The organism is Stenotrophomonas sp. LC732, from assembly GCF_052446685.1.
In the GTDB taxonomy this organism is placed as follows: domain Bacteria; phylum Pseudomonadota; class Gammaproteobacteria; order Xanthomonadales; family Xanthomonadaceae; genus Stenotrophomonas; species Stenotrophomonas muris.
In genome coordinates, this window is sequence record NZ_CP199214.1 from 3,397,418 (window position 1) to 3,413,192 (window position 15,775).

The 15,775-nt window shown below is 63.6% G+C and carries 23 protein-coding genes; 10 read left to right on the forward strand and 13 right to left on the reverse strand.

Annotation, left to right across the window (positions count from 1 at the left end):
* Positions 1–19: 19 nt before the first annotated feature.
* From ACT6SE_RS16125 to ACT6SE_RS16145, 5 genes are all read right to left on the reverse strand, one after another.
* The gene (locus tag ACT6SE_RS16125; RefSeq protein ID WP_046432087.1) at positions 20–484 is read right to left on the reverse strand and encodes a lysozyme; all 465 of its coding nucleotides are present in this window, start codon (positions 482–484) and stop codon (positions 20–22) included.
* 3 nt (positions 485–487) lie between these two features.
* Positions 488–1,024, reverse strand: coding sequence for a glycoside hydrolase family protein (locus tag ACT6SE_RS16130; RefSeq protein WP_014648117.1), 537 nt, complete (start codon positions 1,022–1,024; stop codon positions 488–490).
* Positions 1,021–1,218 (reverse strand): hypothetical protein, encoded by a 198-nt coding sequence (locus ACT6SE_RS16135; protein WP_014038210.1) that lies wholly within the window; start codon positions 1,216–1,218, stop codon positions 1,021–1,023. Before ACT6SE_RS16135 ends, ACT6SE_RS16130 begins: the two co-directional genes overlap by 4 nt.
* A 125-nt stretch (positions 1,219–1,343) precedes the next feature.
* Positions 1,344–1,772 (reverse strand): hypothetical protein, encoded by a 429-nt coding sequence (locus tag ACT6SE_RS16140; protein WP_014038211.1) that lies wholly within the window; start codon positions 1,770–1,772, stop codon positions 1,344–1,346.
* The gene (locus ACT6SE_RS16145; protein ID WP_046432091.1) at positions 1,762–2,022 is read right to left on the reverse strand and encodes a YdaS family helix-turn-helix protein; all 261 of its coding nucleotides are present in this window, start codon (positions 2,020–2,022) and stop codon (positions 1,762–1,764) included. Before ACT6SE_RS16145 ends, ACT6SE_RS16140 begins: the two co-directional genes overlap by 11 nt.
* An 85-nt stretch (positions 2,023–2,107) precedes the next feature.
* Here ACT6SE_RS16145 and ACT6SE_RS16150 point away from each other — a divergent pair, with 85 nt between their 5' ends.
* Complete coding sequence (locus ACT6SE_RS16150) at positions 2,108–2,614, forward strand: hypothetical protein (RefSeq protein ID WP_041863715.1); 507 nt, start codon at positions 2,108–2,110, stop codon at positions 2,612–2,614.
* Between the two features lie 88 nt (positions 2,615–2,702).
* The gene (locus tag ACT6SE_RS16155) at positions 2,703–2,936 is read left to right on the forward strand and encodes a hypothetical protein (RefSeq protein ID WP_032958956.1); all 234 of its coding nucleotides are present in this window, start codon (positions 2,703–2,705) and stop codon (positions 2,934–2,936) included.
* A 253-nt stretch (positions 2,937–3,189) separates the two neighbouring features.
* Here the strand turns inward: ACT6SE_RS16155 and ACT6SE_RS16160 are convergent, their stop codons facing one another.
* From ACT6SE_RS16160 to ACT6SE_RS16175, 4 genes are all read right to left on the reverse strand, one after another.
* Positions 3,190–3,993 (reverse strand): IS3 family transposase, encoded by an 804-nt coding sequence (locus ACT6SE_RS16160; RefSeq protein WP_444811164.1) that lies wholly within the window; start codon positions 3,991–3,993, stop codon positions 3,190–3,192.
* A gap of 3 nt (positions 3,994–3,996) precedes the next feature.
* A protein-coding gene (locus tag ACT6SE_RS16165; protein ID WP_087944428.1) for an IS3-like element ISStma9 family transposase occupies positions 3,997–5,138 on the reverse strand; the annotation gives its coding sequence in 2 pieces (ribosomal slippage) (positions 3,997–4,901 and positions 4,901–5,138; 1,143 coding nt in all).
* A 226-nt stretch (positions 5,139–5,364) separates the two neighbouring features.
* Positions 5,365–5,946: a hypothetical protein gene (locus tag ACT6SE_RS16170; RefSeq protein WP_148277529.1), complete on the reverse strand. Its 582-nt coding sequence runs from the start codon at positions 5,944–5,946 to the stop codon at positions 5,365–5,367.
* 97 nt (positions 5,947–6,043) lie between these two features.
* Positions 6,044–6,562 (reverse strand): hypothetical protein, encoded by a 519-nt coding sequence (locus tag ACT6SE_RS16175; RefSeq protein ID WP_444811025.1) that lies wholly within the window; start codon positions 6,560–6,562, stop codon positions 6,044–6,046.
* Positions 6,563–7,111: 549 nt separating this feature from the next.
* Here ACT6SE_RS16175 and ACT6SE_RS16180 point away from each other — a divergent pair.
* Complete coding sequence (locus ACT6SE_RS16180; RefSeq protein ID WP_130767834.1) at positions 7,112–7,882, forward strand: hypothetical protein; 771 nt, start codon at positions 7,112–7,114, stop codon at positions 7,880–7,882.
* A 54-nt stretch (positions 7,883–7,936) separates the two neighbouring features.
* On the opposite strand, the gene ACT6SE_RS16185 is transcribed toward ACT6SE_RS16180, so the two are convergent.
* Genes ACT6SE_RS16185 through ACT6SE_RS16200 form a run of 4 tightly spaced genes read right to left on the reverse strand, consistent with a single transcriptional unit; the run spans position 7,937 to position 11,589 of the window.
* On the reverse strand, positions 7,937–8,647 hold the full coding sequence (locus ACT6SE_RS16185) for a DNA-methyltransferase (protein ID WP_130767833.1): 711 nt from the start codon (positions 8,645–8,647) through the stop codon (positions 7,937–7,939).
* The gene (locus tag ACT6SE_RS16190) at positions 8,565–8,822 is read right to left on the reverse strand and encodes a Com family DNA-binding transcriptional regulator (RefSeq protein WP_080354499.1); all 258 of its coding nucleotides are present in this window, start codon (positions 8,820–8,822) and stop codon (positions 8,565–8,567) included. The genes ACT6SE_RS16185 and ACT6SE_RS16190 overlap by 83 nt, the downstream gene beginning before the upstream one ends.
* Positions 8,819–9,832 (reverse strand): phage portal protein, encoded by a 1,014-nt coding sequence (locus ACT6SE_RS16195; RefSeq protein WP_049405093.1) that lies wholly within the window; start codon positions 9,830–9,832, stop codon positions 8,819–8,821. The genes ACT6SE_RS16190 and ACT6SE_RS16195 overlap by 4 nt, the downstream gene beginning before the upstream one ends.
* Positions 9,832–11,589, reverse strand: a complete 1,758-nt coding sequence (locus tag ACT6SE_RS16200; RefSeq protein ID WP_444811026.1) for a terminase ATPase subunit family protein — start codon at positions 11,587–11,589, stop codon at positions 9,832–9,834. The genes ACT6SE_RS16195 and ACT6SE_RS16200 overlap by 1 nt, the downstream gene beginning before the upstream one ends.
* A 154-nt stretch (positions 11,590–11,743) precedes the next feature.
* Here ACT6SE_RS16200 and ACT6SE_RS16205 point away from each other — a divergent pair, with 154 nt between their 5' ends.
* The 7 genes from ACT6SE_RS16205 (at position 11,744) to ACT6SE_RS16235 (ending at position 15,775) form a co-directional block, all read left to right on the forward strand.
* Positions 11,744–12,604, forward strand: a complete 861-nt coding sequence (locus ACT6SE_RS16205; protein WP_061478796.1) for a GPO family capsid scaffolding protein — start codon at positions 11,744–11,746, stop codon at positions 12,602–12,604.
* A gap of 33 nt (positions 12,605–12,637) precedes the next feature.
* The gene (locus tag ACT6SE_RS16210) at positions 12,638–13,654 is read left to right on the forward strand and encodes a phage major capsid protein, P2 family (protein ID WP_444811027.1); all 1,017 of its coding nucleotides are present in this window, start codon (positions 12,638–12,640) and stop codon (positions 13,652–13,654) included.
* A gap of 2 nt (positions 13,655–13,656) precedes the next feature.
* Positions 13,657–14,364, forward strand: a complete 708-nt coding sequence (gene gpM / locus ACT6SE_RS16215; protein ID WP_444811028.1) for a phage terminase small subunit — start codon at positions 13,657–13,659, stop codon at positions 14,362–14,364.
* A 104-nt stretch (positions 14,365–14,468) separates the two neighbouring features.
* A complete protein-coding gene (locus ACT6SE_RS16220) occupies positions 14,469–14,936 on the forward strand; it encodes a head completion/stabilization protein (RefSeq protein ID WP_180879365.1) in 468 nt (155 codons plus the stop codon).
* Positions 14,936–15,151: a tail protein X gene (locus ACT6SE_RS16225; protein WP_014648126.1), complete on the forward strand. Its 216-nt coding sequence runs from the start codon at positions 14,936–14,938 to the stop codon at positions 15,149–15,151. Before ACT6SE_RS16220 ends, ACT6SE_RS16225 begins: the two co-directional genes overlap by 1 nt.
* A gap of 2 nt (positions 15,152–15,153) precedes the next feature.
* Positions 15,154–15,507, forward strand: coding sequence for a putative holin (locus ACT6SE_RS16230; RefSeq protein ID WP_049405104.1), 354 nt, complete (start codon positions 15,154–15,156; stop codon positions 15,505–15,507).
* Positions 15,500–15,775, forward strand: coding sequence for a phage holin family protein (locus ACT6SE_RS16235; RefSeq protein ID WP_049419453.1), 276 nt, complete (start codon positions 15,500–15,502; stop codon positions 15,773–15,775). The genes ACT6SE_RS16230 and ACT6SE_RS16235 overlap by 8 nt, the downstream gene beginning before the upstream one ends.

Consider the following 15,775-nt stretch of genomic DNA (forward strand, 5'->3'; position numbering starts at 1 on the left):
CATAACTGCGCCGGCGCCCTCAACGGCGATCCAGTTCGATCACGGCCTGGCAGGCACGGAGCTGGTCGTCGGCATCGCGTCCGATTCGAACAAGCGCTGCCGCAACCTCTGCTCGTAACTGGGCGCCCGCATCACGTTCGCCGGTGCGGGCGGCGGCTTCGGACAGACGGCCGGTATGGCACGCGGCGAGGTCGTCGCGCAGGCGGAGAGTGCCAGCGCGCAGGGCAGCCACCACATCGGCATCCACCTCGGCCGCGCGCTCACGATCCTGTTCATGTTGTTCCCCCAGTGAGGCCATCGCCTCGCTCCGTTCTTCCTGATCCCGGCGCAACCGCCGTTCGGACTGCACCGCGCCGGCCTGTTGCTCCGCATCGGCACGCGCCATCGCGAGGTCGCTGCGATCACCGCGCCAACGCCAGCCAGTCATGAACATCAGCAACGACCACAGCACCAGCGACGCCATCACCACCAGCATGCGCGGCATGGGTCACTGCTCCGCCAGGCAACGCGCATGGCGCTGCTGCTGGCGCTCCCACACTCCCCAGCACACGGTGTTGGGGCGGCCGTCGATGCGGGTTGAACAGTCGTAGCCCCCTGCCCGCCTCCACAGCAGCAAGGCATCGCAGGCCTGGTGATACTCACCCTGCAGCAGATGCCGGCGCATCGACGACGCGCGCCAGTTGCCGATGCCGTACTGGTAGAGGAAATCGACATAGACGTCGTACTCGCCCTGGCTGAGCGCCACACCGGGCAGCGACGCGCGGAACTGCCCTTCCTCCCTGGCCAGATGAGCCTGCACGGCATGCAGCGCGCGTACCGGCGTGGTGCGGTCGCCCAGCCTCACCGGCGTGCCATCCTCGCGAACGGTCGAGCCGAAGCCATAGGTGGGTCGGTCATTGCGCGTGGGCACCACTGCGGCGTCGGTGTATCCCTCGCGGTCAACGATGGCGATCAGGCCCGCAGCACTCAGCGCAAGCGCGGCGACCAGGCTGCGTACCGGCAATGTACTGCCGGGCCGGCTCATTCGCGCTCCCTGCGGCGCCATTCGCGCAGCCAGCGCCAGCCCAGATAGGCAATCTGCGCCGCCAGGTAGATGATGGTGAGGACCACGACCAGGCGGTCCAGGGTGATGCCGGCTGCAAGCGCACCGGCGACGGTAACCGGCGGCGCCGACTTGATGGCCGCCGCGCCGGCCGTGCTGATGATTTCTTCTTTCATGATGGGTCCTGGAGGGAATGCAGGCCGCGTCGCATCGACGTGGCCCGAAGAGGTGCCCGCCCCGCTGCCGGCTCGGCACGAGGGTTGTTCCGGTCGGGAGGCGGGCGGAAGATCGGTTCCGCCGCTCATGCGGCCTGGGCGATGCCCTCCATCCAGCCACGTACGCGCTGGAAGCCAAGTTCGACCAGGTTGAGGTAATGCCGGTTGGATACCGGCCGCTGCCCGCTGTTGGCCAGCAGCAGATTCGCCGTTTCGAATCGTTCGACCTTGCGTCGGCCACGCCCGCAGTAGTAGCCGCGCAGCGCACAGGCCATCGCCACGTTGTCACGCGCGACCGCCGTGATGATGTCTTCGATCTGCTGCGCCAGCTGATCAGTTTCCAGAGGCTTGTAGCCCTGGGCCCGCCCCGGCATGTCACCACGATGCTCGATCAGCACCGCCAGCAGGTTGCGCGACTGGAAGCCGAGGTATTCGCAGTCGCGATGCAGCGCATATTCGCCGCCCCAGTGCTCCAGGCGGCTGCGGACATACTCACCGAACGTATCAAGCTGCATGGGTGGCTTCTCCTTTGACGGGCGACGGGGTCGGACCGAACACATCCGGGCGCAGGGATTCGCGGCGCACGGCGCCCGCAGTGGCCAGCTCGATGCGCCGGCACAGGCGCGCGCCGGGCAGCTTGTGGCCGCGGGCGATCATGTAGAGGGTCCGCAGCGCGCAACCGGTCTGGTGGGCCAGGCGGCGCATGACGGGACAGCTGGGGGTGCCGTAGCCCCCTTGGGAGATGGCGTAGTCGATGAGGTTCATGGGCCACACATTACTGCCACGGTAATGGATAGTCAATACCGTTTTGGTCATTTGCTGGATTGGTAATGCAGCGCACCATCTACAGATGGACGCCAGTACCGCTCGCACCCTCAACATGCGCCTCCGCGTGGCCGCCGCCGGCGGCCCGGCCGAGTGGGCCCGCCTGTACGGTGGCACCCGCTGGGCCCAGCCCCAGGTCAGCCAGTGGATTTCCGAGAGCAACCCGAAGAGCATCGGCCATCGGCTTGCGCGCGATCTTGAATCAGTGATGCAGCTTCCACATGGAACGCTGGATCGCGTCGATCAGGACGGAGACGTGTCGCTTCAGTCTCAATCTACGGGACTGGATTTCGAGAAAATGAGCGCTGCGGTCAAGGTGCTTTCGCACTACCTGGAGCTGGTCGGCGATCCACCGGAATGGATCTACGATCCCGTGCTGCTGGAGACCGCATTCATGGTCGTGGACGAGTTCGGTCAGCCCTCTGCACCGGACAATGTGCTCGACCTGACGAAGCTTCTGGCAAGACGGATCAGGGAGGCAAAGGATGACTCACACGCGACTCGAGGAGCTCGCACAGCGGTTGGCCGCTAGGACCCAGGAACTGCGCGGCGAGCGCACCCCGGCGCCGGCATTGCGGGTGGTGGCGGGAGACGCACATGTGGTCCGCGGGGAGAGGCGCATGGACGCGATCATGCGCGAGTGGCATTGCCGCATGATCCGCAACGTACGCCGACGCTGGGGCGAACCCATGCAGCATGTGATCGACCAGGCATGTTGCGGTGTGGTCAACATCGAGCAGCTCGCCGACGACGCACTGATCCAGTTGCACAAGGACATGGAGCGCGCGGAGGAGTGCATCCGCGAGGGCATTTCCTTCCACGACGCCGGGCTGTTGCGCGCGCATTACGGCTGACAGCGTCCCTGGCCGGCCGGAAACGGCCGGTTCTGATGAGATCAATTACCTGAAATTACCATTATTGTTACCTTAAAGGTAATTTTTTTAAGGTGAGTGACGTGGGGCAGCAGCGACGGAAGCGGGTGCGCGGAGCGCCGCTTCCCCGCACCCGCTGCCAGCGGGCGCCGGGGAGTCGATAGCACCTGCAACACCGCATCGTTGCAGCGGCGCTTTGATCTGGCCCCCTGAAAACGGACGCCATGAAGCCGTTTCAGGCGGCAGTCCGGAGCTGCCGGGCGTAGTTGTTAGGCGAGTGGTAGCCCAGCGCCGAGTGTAGCCGGGCTGGATTGTAGAAGCCGTGGATGTAAGCAGCGATGGACTGGCTGGCTTGTTCTCTACTGGCGTAAGGCTCGGCAGCCTCTTCTGTCTTGAGCGTCGCAAAGAAGCTCTCGGCCACCGCGTTGTCCCAGCAATTGCCAGGCCGGCTCATGCTTTGGACCACGCCATGGGACTGCAGCAGCTGGCGAAACTCGTTTCCCCAGTACTGCCCACCACGATCTGAATGGAAGATCAGGCCGGGTCGTTGTGGATGCAGAGCCCAAGCATTGGCAAATGCTTTCACCACCAGCTCTTCAGTCAGACGCGTGGAAACGCTGTAGCCCAGCACCTGCCGGGTCTGGACGCTGATGACCACGGCCAGATGCAGCCATCCCTGGCGGGTAGGGACATACGTGATATCCCCGACCCACGCCGTCGGTCCGGTTCCGGGGGCAAATTGCCGATCCAGCAGGTTGGGGGCGAGCTGAGATGAGCCGCCAGAGGACTTGGGTCGGAATCGGCCTTTGGCCTTGCCCTGGATTCGCTCCTCGGCCATTAACCGTGCCACGCGCTTGTGGCCGACTGGATGATTCCTGGCTCGTAAGGCCCTGACCAGCCGACGTCGCCCATAACTGCGCCTGCTGGTCACATGAATGGCCCGAAGCTCGGTACGGAGGGCCAAATCGACATCGCACGTTTGGGCACACTGCCGGTGCAGGTAGTCATGGAATTGAATCGCCCAGGGTTTTCTAGACAGTCGTCAGCCGTTTAGTGCGTACTGCTTCTCGAACTCTACCGGGGACAGCCCGTCGTTGGAACTGTGCCGCCGTTTTGGGTTGTAGAACATCTCGATGTACTGGAAGACGTCGGCCCGTGCCTCGTCGTGATTGCTGTAGATCCTCCGCTTAATACGCTCCCGCTTCAGTAGCTGGAAGAAGCTCTCCATCGCTGCGTTGTCATGGCAGTTTCCTCGTCGACTCATGCTGCACACGATGTCGTGCTCGCGCAGGAAGCTCTGCCAGTCTTCGCTGGTGAACTGGGTTCCCTGGTCGGAGTGAAGCAGAAGCCCGGGGCTTGGCTTGCGCCGCCACACTGCAGCCAATAGCGCCTGCAAAACCAGGTCCGTATGTTGAGTTGGTCGGGTTGCCCATCCAACGACCTGACGCGAAAACAGATCAAGCACTACCGCCAAGTACAGGAAGCCGTCGTACGTGCGGATGTAGGTGATGTCCGTGACCCACGCGCGATTTGGCTCACTGACTTTGAAGCCGCGAGCCAGAACGTTCTTGGCGACTGATCCAACAGGGCCGCTCAATGGGCGTGGTCGCCGACCGTAGCCGACCATTGCCCGCAGCCCCTCGCTCTTCATCAAGCGTGCCACGCGATGACGACTACACGTCTCGCCAAGCTCGCGCAGATCTGTGGTCACTTTGCGGTGGCCATACACAGAGCCGCTTTCCAGCCAGCTGTGCTTGATTAGGCCGAGCAACCGCTGATCGTCCTTGTCGCGAGCGCTTGCCGGCTCTTTTAGCCAGGCGTAGTAGCCACTGCGATGGACGCCAAGCATCCGACACATCGCCGCGAGGCCGAACTCATCTGCGTGTTGCTTCATGAAGGCGTACTTTGCTCTTACCCCTTTGCAAAGTACGCGGCGGCTTTTTTTAGGATGTCTCGCTCTTCAGTGACCCTGCGTAGCTCAGCCTTGAGGCGGCGCACTTCCGCGTTCTGGTCCTGCTCGACACGCCGGCCAACATCGCCTTTGCCTTGTTGCCGCTTCCAGCCGTAAAGACTATGGATCGACACGCCCAGTCGCTCGGCAACCTCCGCTACCGGACGGCCGTACTCAACGATCTGTCGGACCGCCTCGATCTTGAACTCATCGGTGTACCGCTTCGTGCTCATAACCACCTCCGCCTAAGCCATAGTTTATGGCTGCGAGGTGTCTACGGAACCCTGGGCGATTCATTTTGCATGAGGAAGGCGTCAGCGTACCTACCAACCTGAGCGGGATCGTCTACATCCCCTTCCCAAAGGGAATGGTAAGCGCGGCATTCGGTGTGCTTGCTCGTGAGTTGAAGGCGATCTACGTCTGATCAATCGAGGCCCCCAGCACGAGGAGCGTTGAGCGCTAGGAAGAAATCAGGCACTCGACCTGTAGTGAACGAACTCCCCGAGAAGCGATGATTGCATTGAACACCTCGATCATGGTGCGCTGTAGGGCGTTCACTTGTAGGCATACATGCTTCGCGACATCAGCCCTGTCTTGATCTGGCTCCATCGACTCCATTGTTTCCACCGACATCAAGGCCCCGGCCCTCAACGTAATAATGAGCGACAGTCGGTCGCTCAAGCCGGCATCAAACACGTTCGTGGTCTCGCAAATTCGATCTATTCGCGCCGTATTGAACTGCTTCAAATAGACCAGCAGAGCTGCTTCTGCACCTGGTTTGGCACTTAGAAGTCCCAGGCCATTCGAATAGCCGGCCGTCTCGGCATTTCCGTTAATGAATGCACTAATTGAACGAAGCTGCGCTATCTCCAGTCCTAGATCGCCAGCAATTAGCTGCGACAGGCGGGAAGCGTCCGAACGCCTCCGCGACCAGGCTGAGGCACGGTCATAAGCAAATACCCCTGCAGCAAGCAGGGCCGACAATGCTGTACCCGCCGCACTGATGGTGTCTGCCGTCCAGAATGCCGACTGGCTGCTCATCGTCCCCCCGCTGGTCAAGTTCCAACCTGCGAAGGTATCAGCAAACGGCGATTCTGAAAGACGCGACCTGCCTTCGACTTCGTCTGTATGGCACGCGCTACCCAGCCCCATCGAAAGGCGGGGAAATGTGCAGCTTGGCCAACCTGTTCGCCCGCACCGCCTCTCGATAGGCCTCGATCTTGGCAACATCCTCGCGCAGGCGGGTCTCGTGCCTGATCACCCACATCTCGGCGCCGGCGCGGCCCTGCTCGTAACTGCTACACCGGCGGGACGGCCCGCCGGGACCATGTCGGTGCCTGTCGAGACTGGCGATCCACATCCCATCGTTCACCCGTTGTAGCAGTACGACCACCCATACGCCGCTGCAAGCGACGACCGTGGGGGCATCGTCCGAGAGGCTGGCAGAGCGCGTCGTCCAGTAGAAGTCGGGGGGCAGCGGCATGGCCGGCAGGATACGGCTGGGCGTCGCAAACGCTGCGACAAGGGCGCGGGTTGCAAGCGTGAGCGCGTGCGGCGGCAGGGAAGCTGATGGCCCCTTACGCGCGATAGAGTGCAATTTTTGAGGTGACCACGGGAAAGAGGTAACAAAGGTAATCAGCCCATCAAACTCGGCCATTTAACTTTTAAAATCAATTACTTATGCGATCTTTGTGAAGGTAACAATAGGGTAACCTTCGAGTAACCCGATTACCTTTTGGGGAGGTAACATCGTCAGAGTAAAAATCCCTTATGAATCAATGACATTACTTTGTAGGCGGCAGAAAATTACCTCCCATCACCTCAAAAGGTAATCACCTTTATGCTTTTGTAATCAAAGGCTTAGACCCTGTTCGGGGCAGCGTGTTACCTGGTTACCTCCTTCCCGTGGTCACCTCAAAAATCGGACCTGTCGAGAAGGGCCAAGGAACGCCCGCAGAGGGCCTCGCAGGCGCCCCTCTCGCGCAGGGAACCGCAGGGCCAAGCGATGGCTGGAAACCCCGGAGAACGCCAGACAGGGCTGGGGCTGGGCTTTGCTGCGGGGAGTGCAGAAAAAGCACCCTATGAAGTGGGCAGGCGTGGCGGGGAGACGAGTGCGCGCGCCCAGGTCAGCGGCCGAAGGTGGTTGGGGCAGCCGGTGTCGCGCCCGCCCGGCGCTATGCTGCTTCCCCGATCAGGAGCAAGGCACGTGGATCTACTCAAGGACGCAATGGACCGCGCGCTCGCAGAGATGCGCCGCCACGACTCGCAGCGACGCTCCCTTCCCCGCGAATCGTTGATTGCCTTGGCTGCCGATGCCCAGCAGGTCATCGACGCCACCCGCGCGGCAATGGCAGATGGTGCTGGCGGCCCTCGGACTGAGCGGCGCATGGCTGCCGGTGGCCTGCTGGTTTACGCTCTGGACATCGCATGGTCGGCCTGTCACCTGCTGCGCACGGACCCGGTGCGCACGCACATCGTGGTGCTCACCCTGTGGCGCCCTTTGCTGGAGGTCTGGCTGCGGGCGGCATTCTTCGCATTGGAAGCGACCGACGACGAAGTAGCGTCATTCCTCCATAAGGGGAAGCTTCCTCGGCGCAATCCGAAAGACCCAAGAGATTTCAGCCCGCGACTGATCGCGGGTCTTGTCGGCCCGACGATCTGCCCGGACGAACCGGGCTTACTGAATGACCTGGGCGCTGAGGTGAAGGACTGGCACGGCCTCGTGCATGGCGGCAACATCGTTGTTGACCTGTATGACGGCGGGGACACGCTTCAATCGCAGGTCGGCCCAGACGACATGGCGGTCATAGTTAACCGGGTCGCAGTCGTCGCGTGCCTGATCGGGCTGGTCGGCCTGAACCTATCCGTCGACGAAGGCAGGCGCGCGGAGATTGAGCCCCTCCAAGCCAGCCTTACCGAACGAGTCCGCTCATTCCAAGCACGATGGCCACAAATCCAGCGGGATAGGTTGGCGTAGGCAATGAAGAAAGCCGCCCGAAGGCGGCTTGTGGTGGGCTGTGGTGCGGATGGATTACTGTGCAGCCAAGCGCGACTTGGCCACATCGAGGTAGTGCGCCGTCATCTCGATGCCGGTCCAGTTGTACCCCTCGGCATCCGCGGCCACCAGGGTGGTGCCAGAACCGGCGAACGGGTCGAGGATGCGGCCGCCCTGCTCACAGATGCGCACAAGCTGGCGCATGAGATCGGTCGGCTTGCCAGTGAGGTGGTGCTTGTCCGCTCTACGCACGGCCTCGCGGAAAACACCCGGCAGCGTGGGTGCCGCCCGGCCCAGCGGCATCCCGCCCTTGCTGCCCCACACAACGTACTCGGCCTGGTTGGAGAAGCGGCCACGCTGCGGTCGCACGCCGCCCGTCTTGTCCCACACCGCCACACCGCGCCAGATGAAGCCGGCGCACTGCAGCGCGTCGGTAGTCAGCGGCAGCTGCCTCCAGTCGGTGAACAGCAACACGGGCGCGCCATCGCGCAGGACGCGGTGGCACTGCGCAAGCCACAGGTGCATCCATGCCAGATGTGATCGCTGGTCGCGTTCGTCGCTGGGGAAGTCCGCATGCAGGTGCGGGCCACCGCTCTGCATGTACTTCTCGTTCGGGCTACGCTGGCGGGCGGAGGCGTGCGTGCCGCCGCTGGCATACGGGGGATCAGTGATGAGCGCGTCGAAGCTGTTGGCCCGCAGGGTCGGCAGGACGGTCAGCGCATCGCCGTGGATCAGTTCGTTCTTCATGGGTAGAGCCTTCTTCGTGGTGTCGCTCGTGGCGATCCGTGGAGAGGCTCTGGGCCTTCATGTGGTTCATGTCCCCACACCGGGGGCACTTCATCTGTAGGTCGTAGTCGCCAGCCGCTTTGGCCAACAGGCGCGCGCAGGCGCCGCAGCGCAGGTTCTGTCGTGCTTGACTCATGCCGCTGCCGCTCCCAGCTCGAAGACGTCGAAGCGGATCACTTCCTGCCCCAGCCACTCGTTGATCGCGGTCATGCGCGTCTGCAGCGGGGCAAGCTCCATCGCCGCCCACACCGCCGCTGCGTCCCGGATCGAGCCAAAGCCGCCGCTGTTCTGGGGCACGATGCCCAGCAGCTGCGGCGGTACCCGTAACGCGGCCAGCATGTCATCGCGGGTCACGCTCTTGATGCCGGTGAATTCATCCCTTGCCGCCACCTCACTGACCGGGATCACCTGCAGGCCGTCCTTCTTCCCGTTGGGCGAGTGAACGAACAGGTTCTTGAAATTGCCCGGCCCGCGCGACTGCCGCAGTGCGTCGCGTAACGCATCCACGTCCATGCCCTCGGGTTGGGGATCGGTCATGTAGAGGATGTAGCCGGCGTGCGAACCGTTGTTGTAATACTTCCGGCGGAAAAGCGTGGCCGACTCATTCAGCAACGCGGCCTGTACGGCTGGCATCCATTCCGGCAGGCCGTAGATTTCCTGATCCGCGTCCGCCTCGCGCAGCTGGAACACCTCACCAGCGGGAAACTCATGCTCTACCCGTCCGGCGCGCACCTGGAAGAACTCACCGGGCTGCACGCCACGGCGCACGTACTGCGCCAGCGGCACCGCAAGACTGTGCGCGGCTCCTGACATAGCGCGGCGACGCTCGACATACCCCATGCCGAAGGTGGTGTAGTCCAGCGCCAGCTGCGAGAACGCCTCGCGGCCCAGCAGCCGGTGCGGTCGGAACGTGCGCACCAGCATGTTGCGTTTGAATGTCAGGCCGCTGTGCAGGTACGGGTTGGAGCGCGTGGTGCGCGACAGCCCTTGCAGATCGACCGGCGGCTCGAAGTAGCGGCCATTGCGCCAGCATTCGAGGTAGTCGAGGAAACCGCGCGATTCCAGCACAGGGCTGGCCTCGCCAAAGGTGAAGGCCTCGATACTCACCGGCGGCGCGGCCATGGCGCCCTGGTCGGTGTCGGTCATCAGAAAATCTCCATGGTGCCGCGCGCAGCCTGTCCGCCTTCCAGCGGTTCGTTCTGCAGCGCATGCATGAGTGCCCAGGCCAAGTCAGCATGGCCGGTGGTGCGCGAGCGCCCGGCGGTGTAGGTCACCTGGCGCCCGCTGGGGGTGATGGTTTTCTGGATCGCCAGCAGCGATTGCGTGAGGTCGGTCCAGCCGGCGTCGTACTCCAGGCGTTCGTCATTGATTACGTCATAGGCTTTCAGCACCAGCCGCGTTTTCACCTCGGGCGAGTAGTTGAAGACGGTCACGCCGGGGAAGAACTGGCGCACCAGCTGTGCAACGCCGGTGCCCATGCCGGTCGCGTCCACGCCGATGTAGGTCACCCAATAGCGCTTGGTGATCTGCTCGATGAACGCGGCCTGGTCCTTGAACTCCATGCCCTTGAACTGGTGCCGTTCCAGCACGCGGAACTTGCCCCCGGGCACCAGCGGCGGGGCCACCACCACAATGCCCGCGCTGTCGCCGGTCTCGGCCGGGTCGTAGCCGATCCACACAGCGCGGTCGCCGTAGGGACGGACGGCAAACGGCTTGTAGTCATCCGCCCACTCGACCCAGCTATCGACCTGGCAGGGCTGCAGCATGGTTAGCGGGAACACGCTGGCGCTGTCATCCACGAACTCGCACATCAACAGATTTGCGAATTCCTCGGCGCTGTAGTCGCGGCGTAGTTCCTCGATATCGAACAGGTCACAGCCACGGCCGGCCGCATCGAGAACGGTCACGATCTGGCGCCAGATCGCGTCCTCGCAATGCCGGCCACCCATCAGGCGCGCGTGGCTCACGTCCAGCTGGATCTGCTGGGACACCGAGCGTCCCTTGTTGAAGCGCTCACCGGTCCAGAAATCGAAGGCTTCATGCGCCATGGTCGACGGCGTGCTGAAGTAGGTCTTGCGCCACTTCTTGTGCATCGCCATGCCGCTGGCGACCTTGTTCAGCTGGTTGAAACCGTATGTCCAGAAGAACTCGTCAAAATAGAAATTGCCGTGGTAGCCCTGTGCGGTGCGGGCGTTGGTCCCCAGGAAGAACAGCTCGGCGCCATTGGCCAGGGTGATCGGGTCGCCGGTCAGGTCACGGTCCAGCACCTCACGCACGAAGCCGCGCATGTAGCCGAGGAAGATGTGCGCCTGGCTCTTGGATGCGCTCAGGAAGATCTGATTCCGACCGGTGGTCAGCGCGTCGATCAGCGCCTCGCGGGCGAAGTAGTAGGTGGCACCGATCTGGCGCGATTTCAGGATGATGCGCGTGCGTTCGTTGCCCGCCCGGTACCAATCGCGCTGGTAGTCGAAACAGCCATCTACGAATGCCGTCTGCAGGCGCTCGATCTCTTCCTCGCTGAACTCGTTCTTGCGCGCCTTCTTCTTGGGAGACGCGTTGCGGTTGGCCACCGCCGGATTGAGGTCGGTCTCGTTGCCACCGCCCTGGTACCGTTGAATGCGCGCCTGCCGTTCCAGCTGGCGGTGCAGCAGATCAATCTCTTTGAAGTCACCGCCGGTCTTGCCTTCCTTGTGGATCAGGATGGCTAGGCGTGCCTCCAATGCGCCGCCGATGCGCTCGACGGTGTCTGCGCGGTCCCATTCGTCGCGCGCCTTCCAGCTGTGGACCGTCTTTTCCTTCTCGCCGATCAGCGAGGCGATATCGCACACACGCCAACCCATCCAGTACAGGAACTTGGCTTGGCGTCGTGGATCGACGTGGAGTTTTTCGGCTACGCTGGTCACGTGAACAGGTTGCCCGCCGCCACGCGCGCGCGACACGAAAAACCCACGTAGAACAGCGGCTTACAAACTGACCGCGTTGCCGCTACAGCGCCCTCATTCGACCATGGGTCATCGCATCGAGAACCGATGCGCAACGACACCAGCAGAGGGCGAGATGGCCAGCAAAACCAAGAAGCGTTCCGAGTTCTTTCGTGTCGCCGTCGAAGGCGCCACCACCGATGGCCGCGTGATCGAACGCCAGCAGATCGCGGACATCGCCGAAACCTACGACCCGGAGGTGTACGGCGCACGCATCTGGCTGGAACACTTCCGCAGCACGCTGCCGGACAGCCCGTTCCGCGCCTATGGCGACGTGCTGGCGGTGAAGGCCGAGGAAGTCGAGATTGCCGGCAAGAAGAAGCTGGCGCTCTTCGCCCAGGTCGAGCCAACCGATGACCTGGTCGACATGGTCAACGTGCGCAAGCAGAAGGTCTTTACCAGCATCGAGATTTCCCCGGAGTTCGCCGACAGCGGAAAGGCGTACCTGTTCGGCCTGGCCGTGACCGACTCCCCCGCCAGCCTGGGCACCAGCATGCTCGCGTTCTCGGCCCAGCACCCAGAGAACAGCCCGCTGAAGGACCGCAAGCAGGCCCCGGAGAACCTGTTCACCGAAGCCACCGAGACGGTCATCAAGTTCACCGCCGAGGATGAACCGGAAGCCCGCCCCGGCCCGGTCGCTGTGTTCCTTTCGAGCCTGGGCCTGGGCAAGAAGGCCGCGCCGGCACCGGCCAAGGAAGATCCCGAGTTCAACGTGGCCGAGTTCGCCGCTCAGCTGCTGGGCGCGGTGGGTGAGCAGGATGCGGCCATGGCCAAGCTCAGCCAGGACAACCGCGCACTGCGCGAGCAGGTGCAGACCCTGTCCACTCAGGTCGCCGGCCTGCGCAAGAAGCTGGACGAAACCCCGCAGGCATTCACCCAGCGTCCGGTTGTTCCGGGTGGCAAGGACGTGGACGCCGCCAACATCACCGACTGCTGATCGGCCTCTCTTTCACCATCTACGGAGCTTCCCATGCGTACCGAAACCCGCCGCCTGTTCGAGGGCTATACCCAGCAGGTTGCAACGCTGAACAACGTCAGCGGCGTGGCCAACACCTTCTCTGTCGAGCCGACCGTGCAGCAGAGCCTCGAAGCCCGCATGCAGGAGAGCAGCACGTTCCTGCAAGCGATCAACATGGTCGGCGTGAACGAACTGAAGGGCCAGAAGGTTGGCGTTGGCATCACCGGCACCATTGCCGGCCGCACCGATACCAGCGGCAATGGCGAGCGCAATCCGTCCGATCCGACCTCGCTGGTGTCCAACACCTACGAGTGCCAGAAGACCGACTTTGACACCGCCCTGCCCTATGCCCGTCTGGACGCCTGGGCGCACCGTCCCGAGTTCCAGACCCTGATCCGCGACGCGATCATCCAGCGCCAGGCACTGGACCGGATCATGATCGGTTGGCACGGCACCAGCATTGCCATCAACACCGACCGCGTCGCCAATCCGATGCTGCAGGATGTGAACAAGGGTTGGCTGCAGAAGTACCGCGAGCATGCGGAAGAGCGCGTCATGACCGAAGGCGTCGATGGCAGCGGCAAGATCAAGGTCGGCGGTGCCGGCGCTGACTACGGCAACATCGACGCGCTGGTAATGGACCTGGTCGCCAACATGATCGACCCATGGCATCAGGAAGATCCCAGCCTGGTGGTGATCTGTGGCCGCCAGCTGGTGCACGACAAGTATTTCCCGATCATCAACCGTGACAACGCTCCCACCGAGAAGGTCGCGGCCGAATTGATCCTGGGCGCCAAGCGCATCGGTGGCCTGCAGCCGGTCATCGTGCCGTTCTTCCCGGCCAAATCGCTGATGGTGACCAGCCTCAGCAACCTGTCGCTGTATTGGCAGATTGCCTCGCGCCGCCGTCACATCATCGAGCAGCCGAACAAGAACCGCGTCGCCAACTTCGAGTCGTCCAATGATGACTACGTGGTGGAGGACTACGGCCTGGGCGCAGTGGCCGAGAACATCGAGTTCGGGGTCTGACCATGGCTGACACCCCCGCCAGCCGTCATGTGAAGCGTGCGCTCGCCTCAAAGGAGGCGGCGCGCACCGCCGGCAGCAACCTGATGGAAGGAACTACCATCTACCAGCAGATGCAGGTGCGCCTGGCATCTGACCGTGCCCGCCTGAAACAGATCCAGTCCACCCAGGGCAAGGCCCAGCTCAAGACTGCGCTGCTGCCGTCCTATGCCCCGTATCTGGAGGGTGTGCTGTCGGCGGACGCCGGCGGCAAGGACGATATCGTCTCCACGCTGATGCTGTGGCACTTCGATGCCGGGCTGTTCGATGCCGGCCTCGACATTGCGCGGTACGTCCTGGCCCACGGTCTGGATATGCCGGACACCCACAAGCGCACAGCGGCCTGCGTGGTGGCTGAGGAAATCGGCTTGGCCGCGCTGAACGCGCTCAAGACCAGCGCCCCGTTCGACCTGAATGTGATCGACCGGGCGGCCACGCTCACCGAGGGCCAGGACATGCCCGACGAAGTGCGCGCCCGTCTGCTGCTGGCGCGTGGACGCAGCCTGCTGGCCACCGATACCGAGGCCGCGCCACTGAGCGCCGGCGCAGTCGCCCAGGCCATCGAAGACCTGCGCACCGCCATCCAGCTGCATGACAGCTGCGGCGGCAAGGAAGACCTCAAGCGCGCCGAGCGCCTGCAGAAGAAGTTCGAGGCCAGCCAGTCCAACGACTGACCTCACACCGAGCGTACCCCGCGACCCCGCCGGCTCGGGGCCGATCACCAAGACCTCTCTCCCTTGGTGTGACGCCCCGACCACCGGCGACCTACGGACACACCATGAGCGCCTTCACCGCCAACGCATCACCCGCACCCAAGCTCGCCCCCGTAACCGCCGGTGCATTCTGGCCGGAGATCGACGTGGACGCGCTGCGCGAAGCCATCCGGGTTCCGGGTGACGTGCTGTCGGCACGGCTGCGCAACACCGTGGTGCTGGCCGTGGCTTCGGTCACGCGGGAGTTGGCGTTGTGGCAGGCCCGCAAGGAAGCGGACGGCTTTTCTGCGCTGGCAGACATACCGGCGCAGCAGATCGACGGAGAGTCTGTGCTGCTGCAGCTGTACCGGCGCGCAGTGCAGTGCTGCACCGCCGTGGAGCTGCACGAACGCTACCGGTCCTACGACGCTACCGCCCAGGGCAATCAACGCGCCGACGATCTGACCCCGACCATTGATGAGATGCGGCGCGATCACCGCAACGCCATCAGCGATCTGCAGGGGCTGCGCCGGGTCACGGTGGAGTTGATCTGATGCGCGTCCGCTCGCTACAGGGCGACACCATCGACGCGCTGTGTCATCGGCACCTCGGAACCACCGCCGGCATGGTCGAGAGGGTGATGGCGCTGAACTATGGAATCAGCCTGCACGGCCCTGTCCTGCCCATGGGCACCGTGGTGGAACTGCCGGACGTACCGACACCCTCAACCGGCGCAGTGATGCGTCCCCTTGTCCAGCTATGGGATTGAAGATGACCGAACCAACTTCCACCGGCAGCATGGCCGCACTGGCCACCGGCGTCGGCCTCGCCTCGCTGCTGCCGGGCATCGAGACGGACGCATTCATCGGCGCGTTCGCCGGTGCCACACTGTTCGTCGTATCCGCCAAGGATCTGTCGCTCTGGAAGCGGCTGATCTACCTGGCCATCAGCGTGGTGGCCGGCTACATGGGCGGCACGGAGGTCATGCGCCGGTTTGACGTGGCGTCCAGCGGCCTGGCCGCGTTCCTGTGCGCGGCCACCATCATCACCCTCACCTTGGCCCTGATCGAGCGCAGCCGCAGCGCCGATCCGAGCCGCCTGCCGCGCGGAGGCTCCGATGGCTGACCTACTGACCACCGCCACGCTGCTGTGCTGCGTGGCCATCTGCGTGCGCCTGCTGACCTACCGGCCGGCCCCCAACGCCAACCATCGCCACGGCATCGCCTGGTGCGCCTGGCTGCTGATTGCCAGCACCGGCGGGCAGGCCCTGCAGATCATCCTGCAGGGCGCCGGCGCCCGCGTCACCGCTTGGCAGCTGGCACTGTTGGTGGTGCTGCTGGTGGCCGTCTATCGGGCGCGTGGGAATGTGGCCCACCTGTTCGGGAGCAACTGA

What these genes read in the sequence shown, in the direction of transcription:
- gpM (WP_444811028.1), top strand. Translation starts at nt 13,657, where the DNA reads ATGGCTGACACCCCCGCCAGCCGTCATGTGAAGCGTGCGCTCGCCTCA.
- ACT6SE_RS16225 (WP_014648126.1), top strand. Translation starts at nt 14,936, where the DNA reads ATGCGCGTCCGCTCGCTACAGGGCGACACCATCGACGCGCTGTGTCAT.
- ACT6SE_RS16175 (WP_444811025.1), bottom strand. Translation starts at nt 6,562, where the DNA reads ATGGCCGAGTTTGATGGGCTGATTACCTTTGTTACCTCTTTCCCGTGG.
- ACT6SE_RS16230 (WP_049405104.1), top strand. Translation starts at nt 15,154, where the DNA reads ATGACCGAACCAACTTCCACCGGCAGCATGGCCGCACTGGCCACCGGC.
- ACT6SE_RS16145 (WP_046432091.1), bottom strand. Translation starts at nt 2,022, where the DNA reads ATGAACCTCATCGACTACGCCATCTCCCAAGGGGGCTACGGCACCCCC.
- ACT6SE_RS16135 (WP_014038210.1), bottom strand. Translation starts at nt 1,218, where the DNA reads ATGAAAGAAGAAATCATCAGCACGGCCGGCGCGGCGGCCATCAAGTCG.
- ACT6SE_RS16190 (WP_080354499.1), bottom strand. Translation starts at nt 8,822, where the DNA reads ATGAGTCAAGCACGACAGAACCTGCGCTGCGGCGCCTGCGCGCGCCTG.
- ACT6SE_RS16125 (WP_046432087.1), bottom strand. Translation starts at nt 484, where the DNA reads ATGCCGCGCATGCTGGTGGTGATGGCGTCGCTGGTGCTGTGGTCGTTG.
- ACT6SE_RS16170 (WP_148277529.1), bottom strand. Translation starts at nt 5,946, where the DNA reads ATGAGCAGCCAGTCGGCATTCTGGACGGCAGACACCATCAGTGCGGCG.
- ACT6SE_RS16140 (WP_014038211.1), bottom strand. Translation starts at nt 1,772, where the DNA reads ATGCAGCTTGATACGTTCGGTGAGTATGTCCGCAGCCGCCTGGAGCAC.
- ACT6SE_RS16220 (WP_180879365.1), top strand. Translation starts at nt 14,469, where the DNA reads ATGAGCGCCTTCACCGCCAACGCATCACCCGCACCCAAGCTCGCCCCC.
- ACT6SE_RS16130 (WP_014648117.1), bottom strand. Translation starts at nt 1,024, where the DNA reads ATGAGCCGGCCCGGCAGTACATTGCCGGTACGCAGCCTGGTCGCCGCG.
- ACT6SE_RS16235 (WP_049419453.1), top strand. Translation starts at nt 15,500, where the DNA reads ATGGCTGACCTACTGACCACCGCCACGCTGCTGTGCTGCGTGGCCATC.
- ACT6SE_RS16210 (WP_444811027.1), top strand. Translation starts at nt 12,638, where the DNA reads ATGCGTACCGAAACCCGCCGCCTGTTCGAGGGCTATACCCAGCAGGTT.
- ACT6SE_RS16205 (WP_061478796.1), top strand. Translation starts at nt 11,744, where the DNA reads ATGGCCAGCAAAACCAAGAAGCGTTCCGAGTTCTTTCGTGTCGCCGTC.
- ACT6SE_RS16150 (WP_041863715.1), top strand. Translation starts at nt 2,108, where the DNA reads ATGGACGCCAGTACCGCTCGCACCCTCAACATGCGCCTCCGCGTGGCC.
- ACT6SE_RS16155 (WP_032958956.1), top strand. Translation starts at nt 2,703, where the DNA reads ATGGACGCGATCATGCGCGAGTGGCATTGCCGCATGATCCGCAACGTA.
- ACT6SE_RS16195 (WP_049405093.1), bottom strand. Translation starts at nt 9,832, where the DNA reads ATGACCGACACCGACCAGGGCGCCATGGCCGCGCCGCCGGTGAGTATC.
- ACT6SE_RS16185 (WP_130767833.1), bottom strand. Translation starts at nt 8,647, where the DNA reads ATGAAGAACGAACTGATCCACGGCGATGCGCTGACCGTCCTGCCGACC.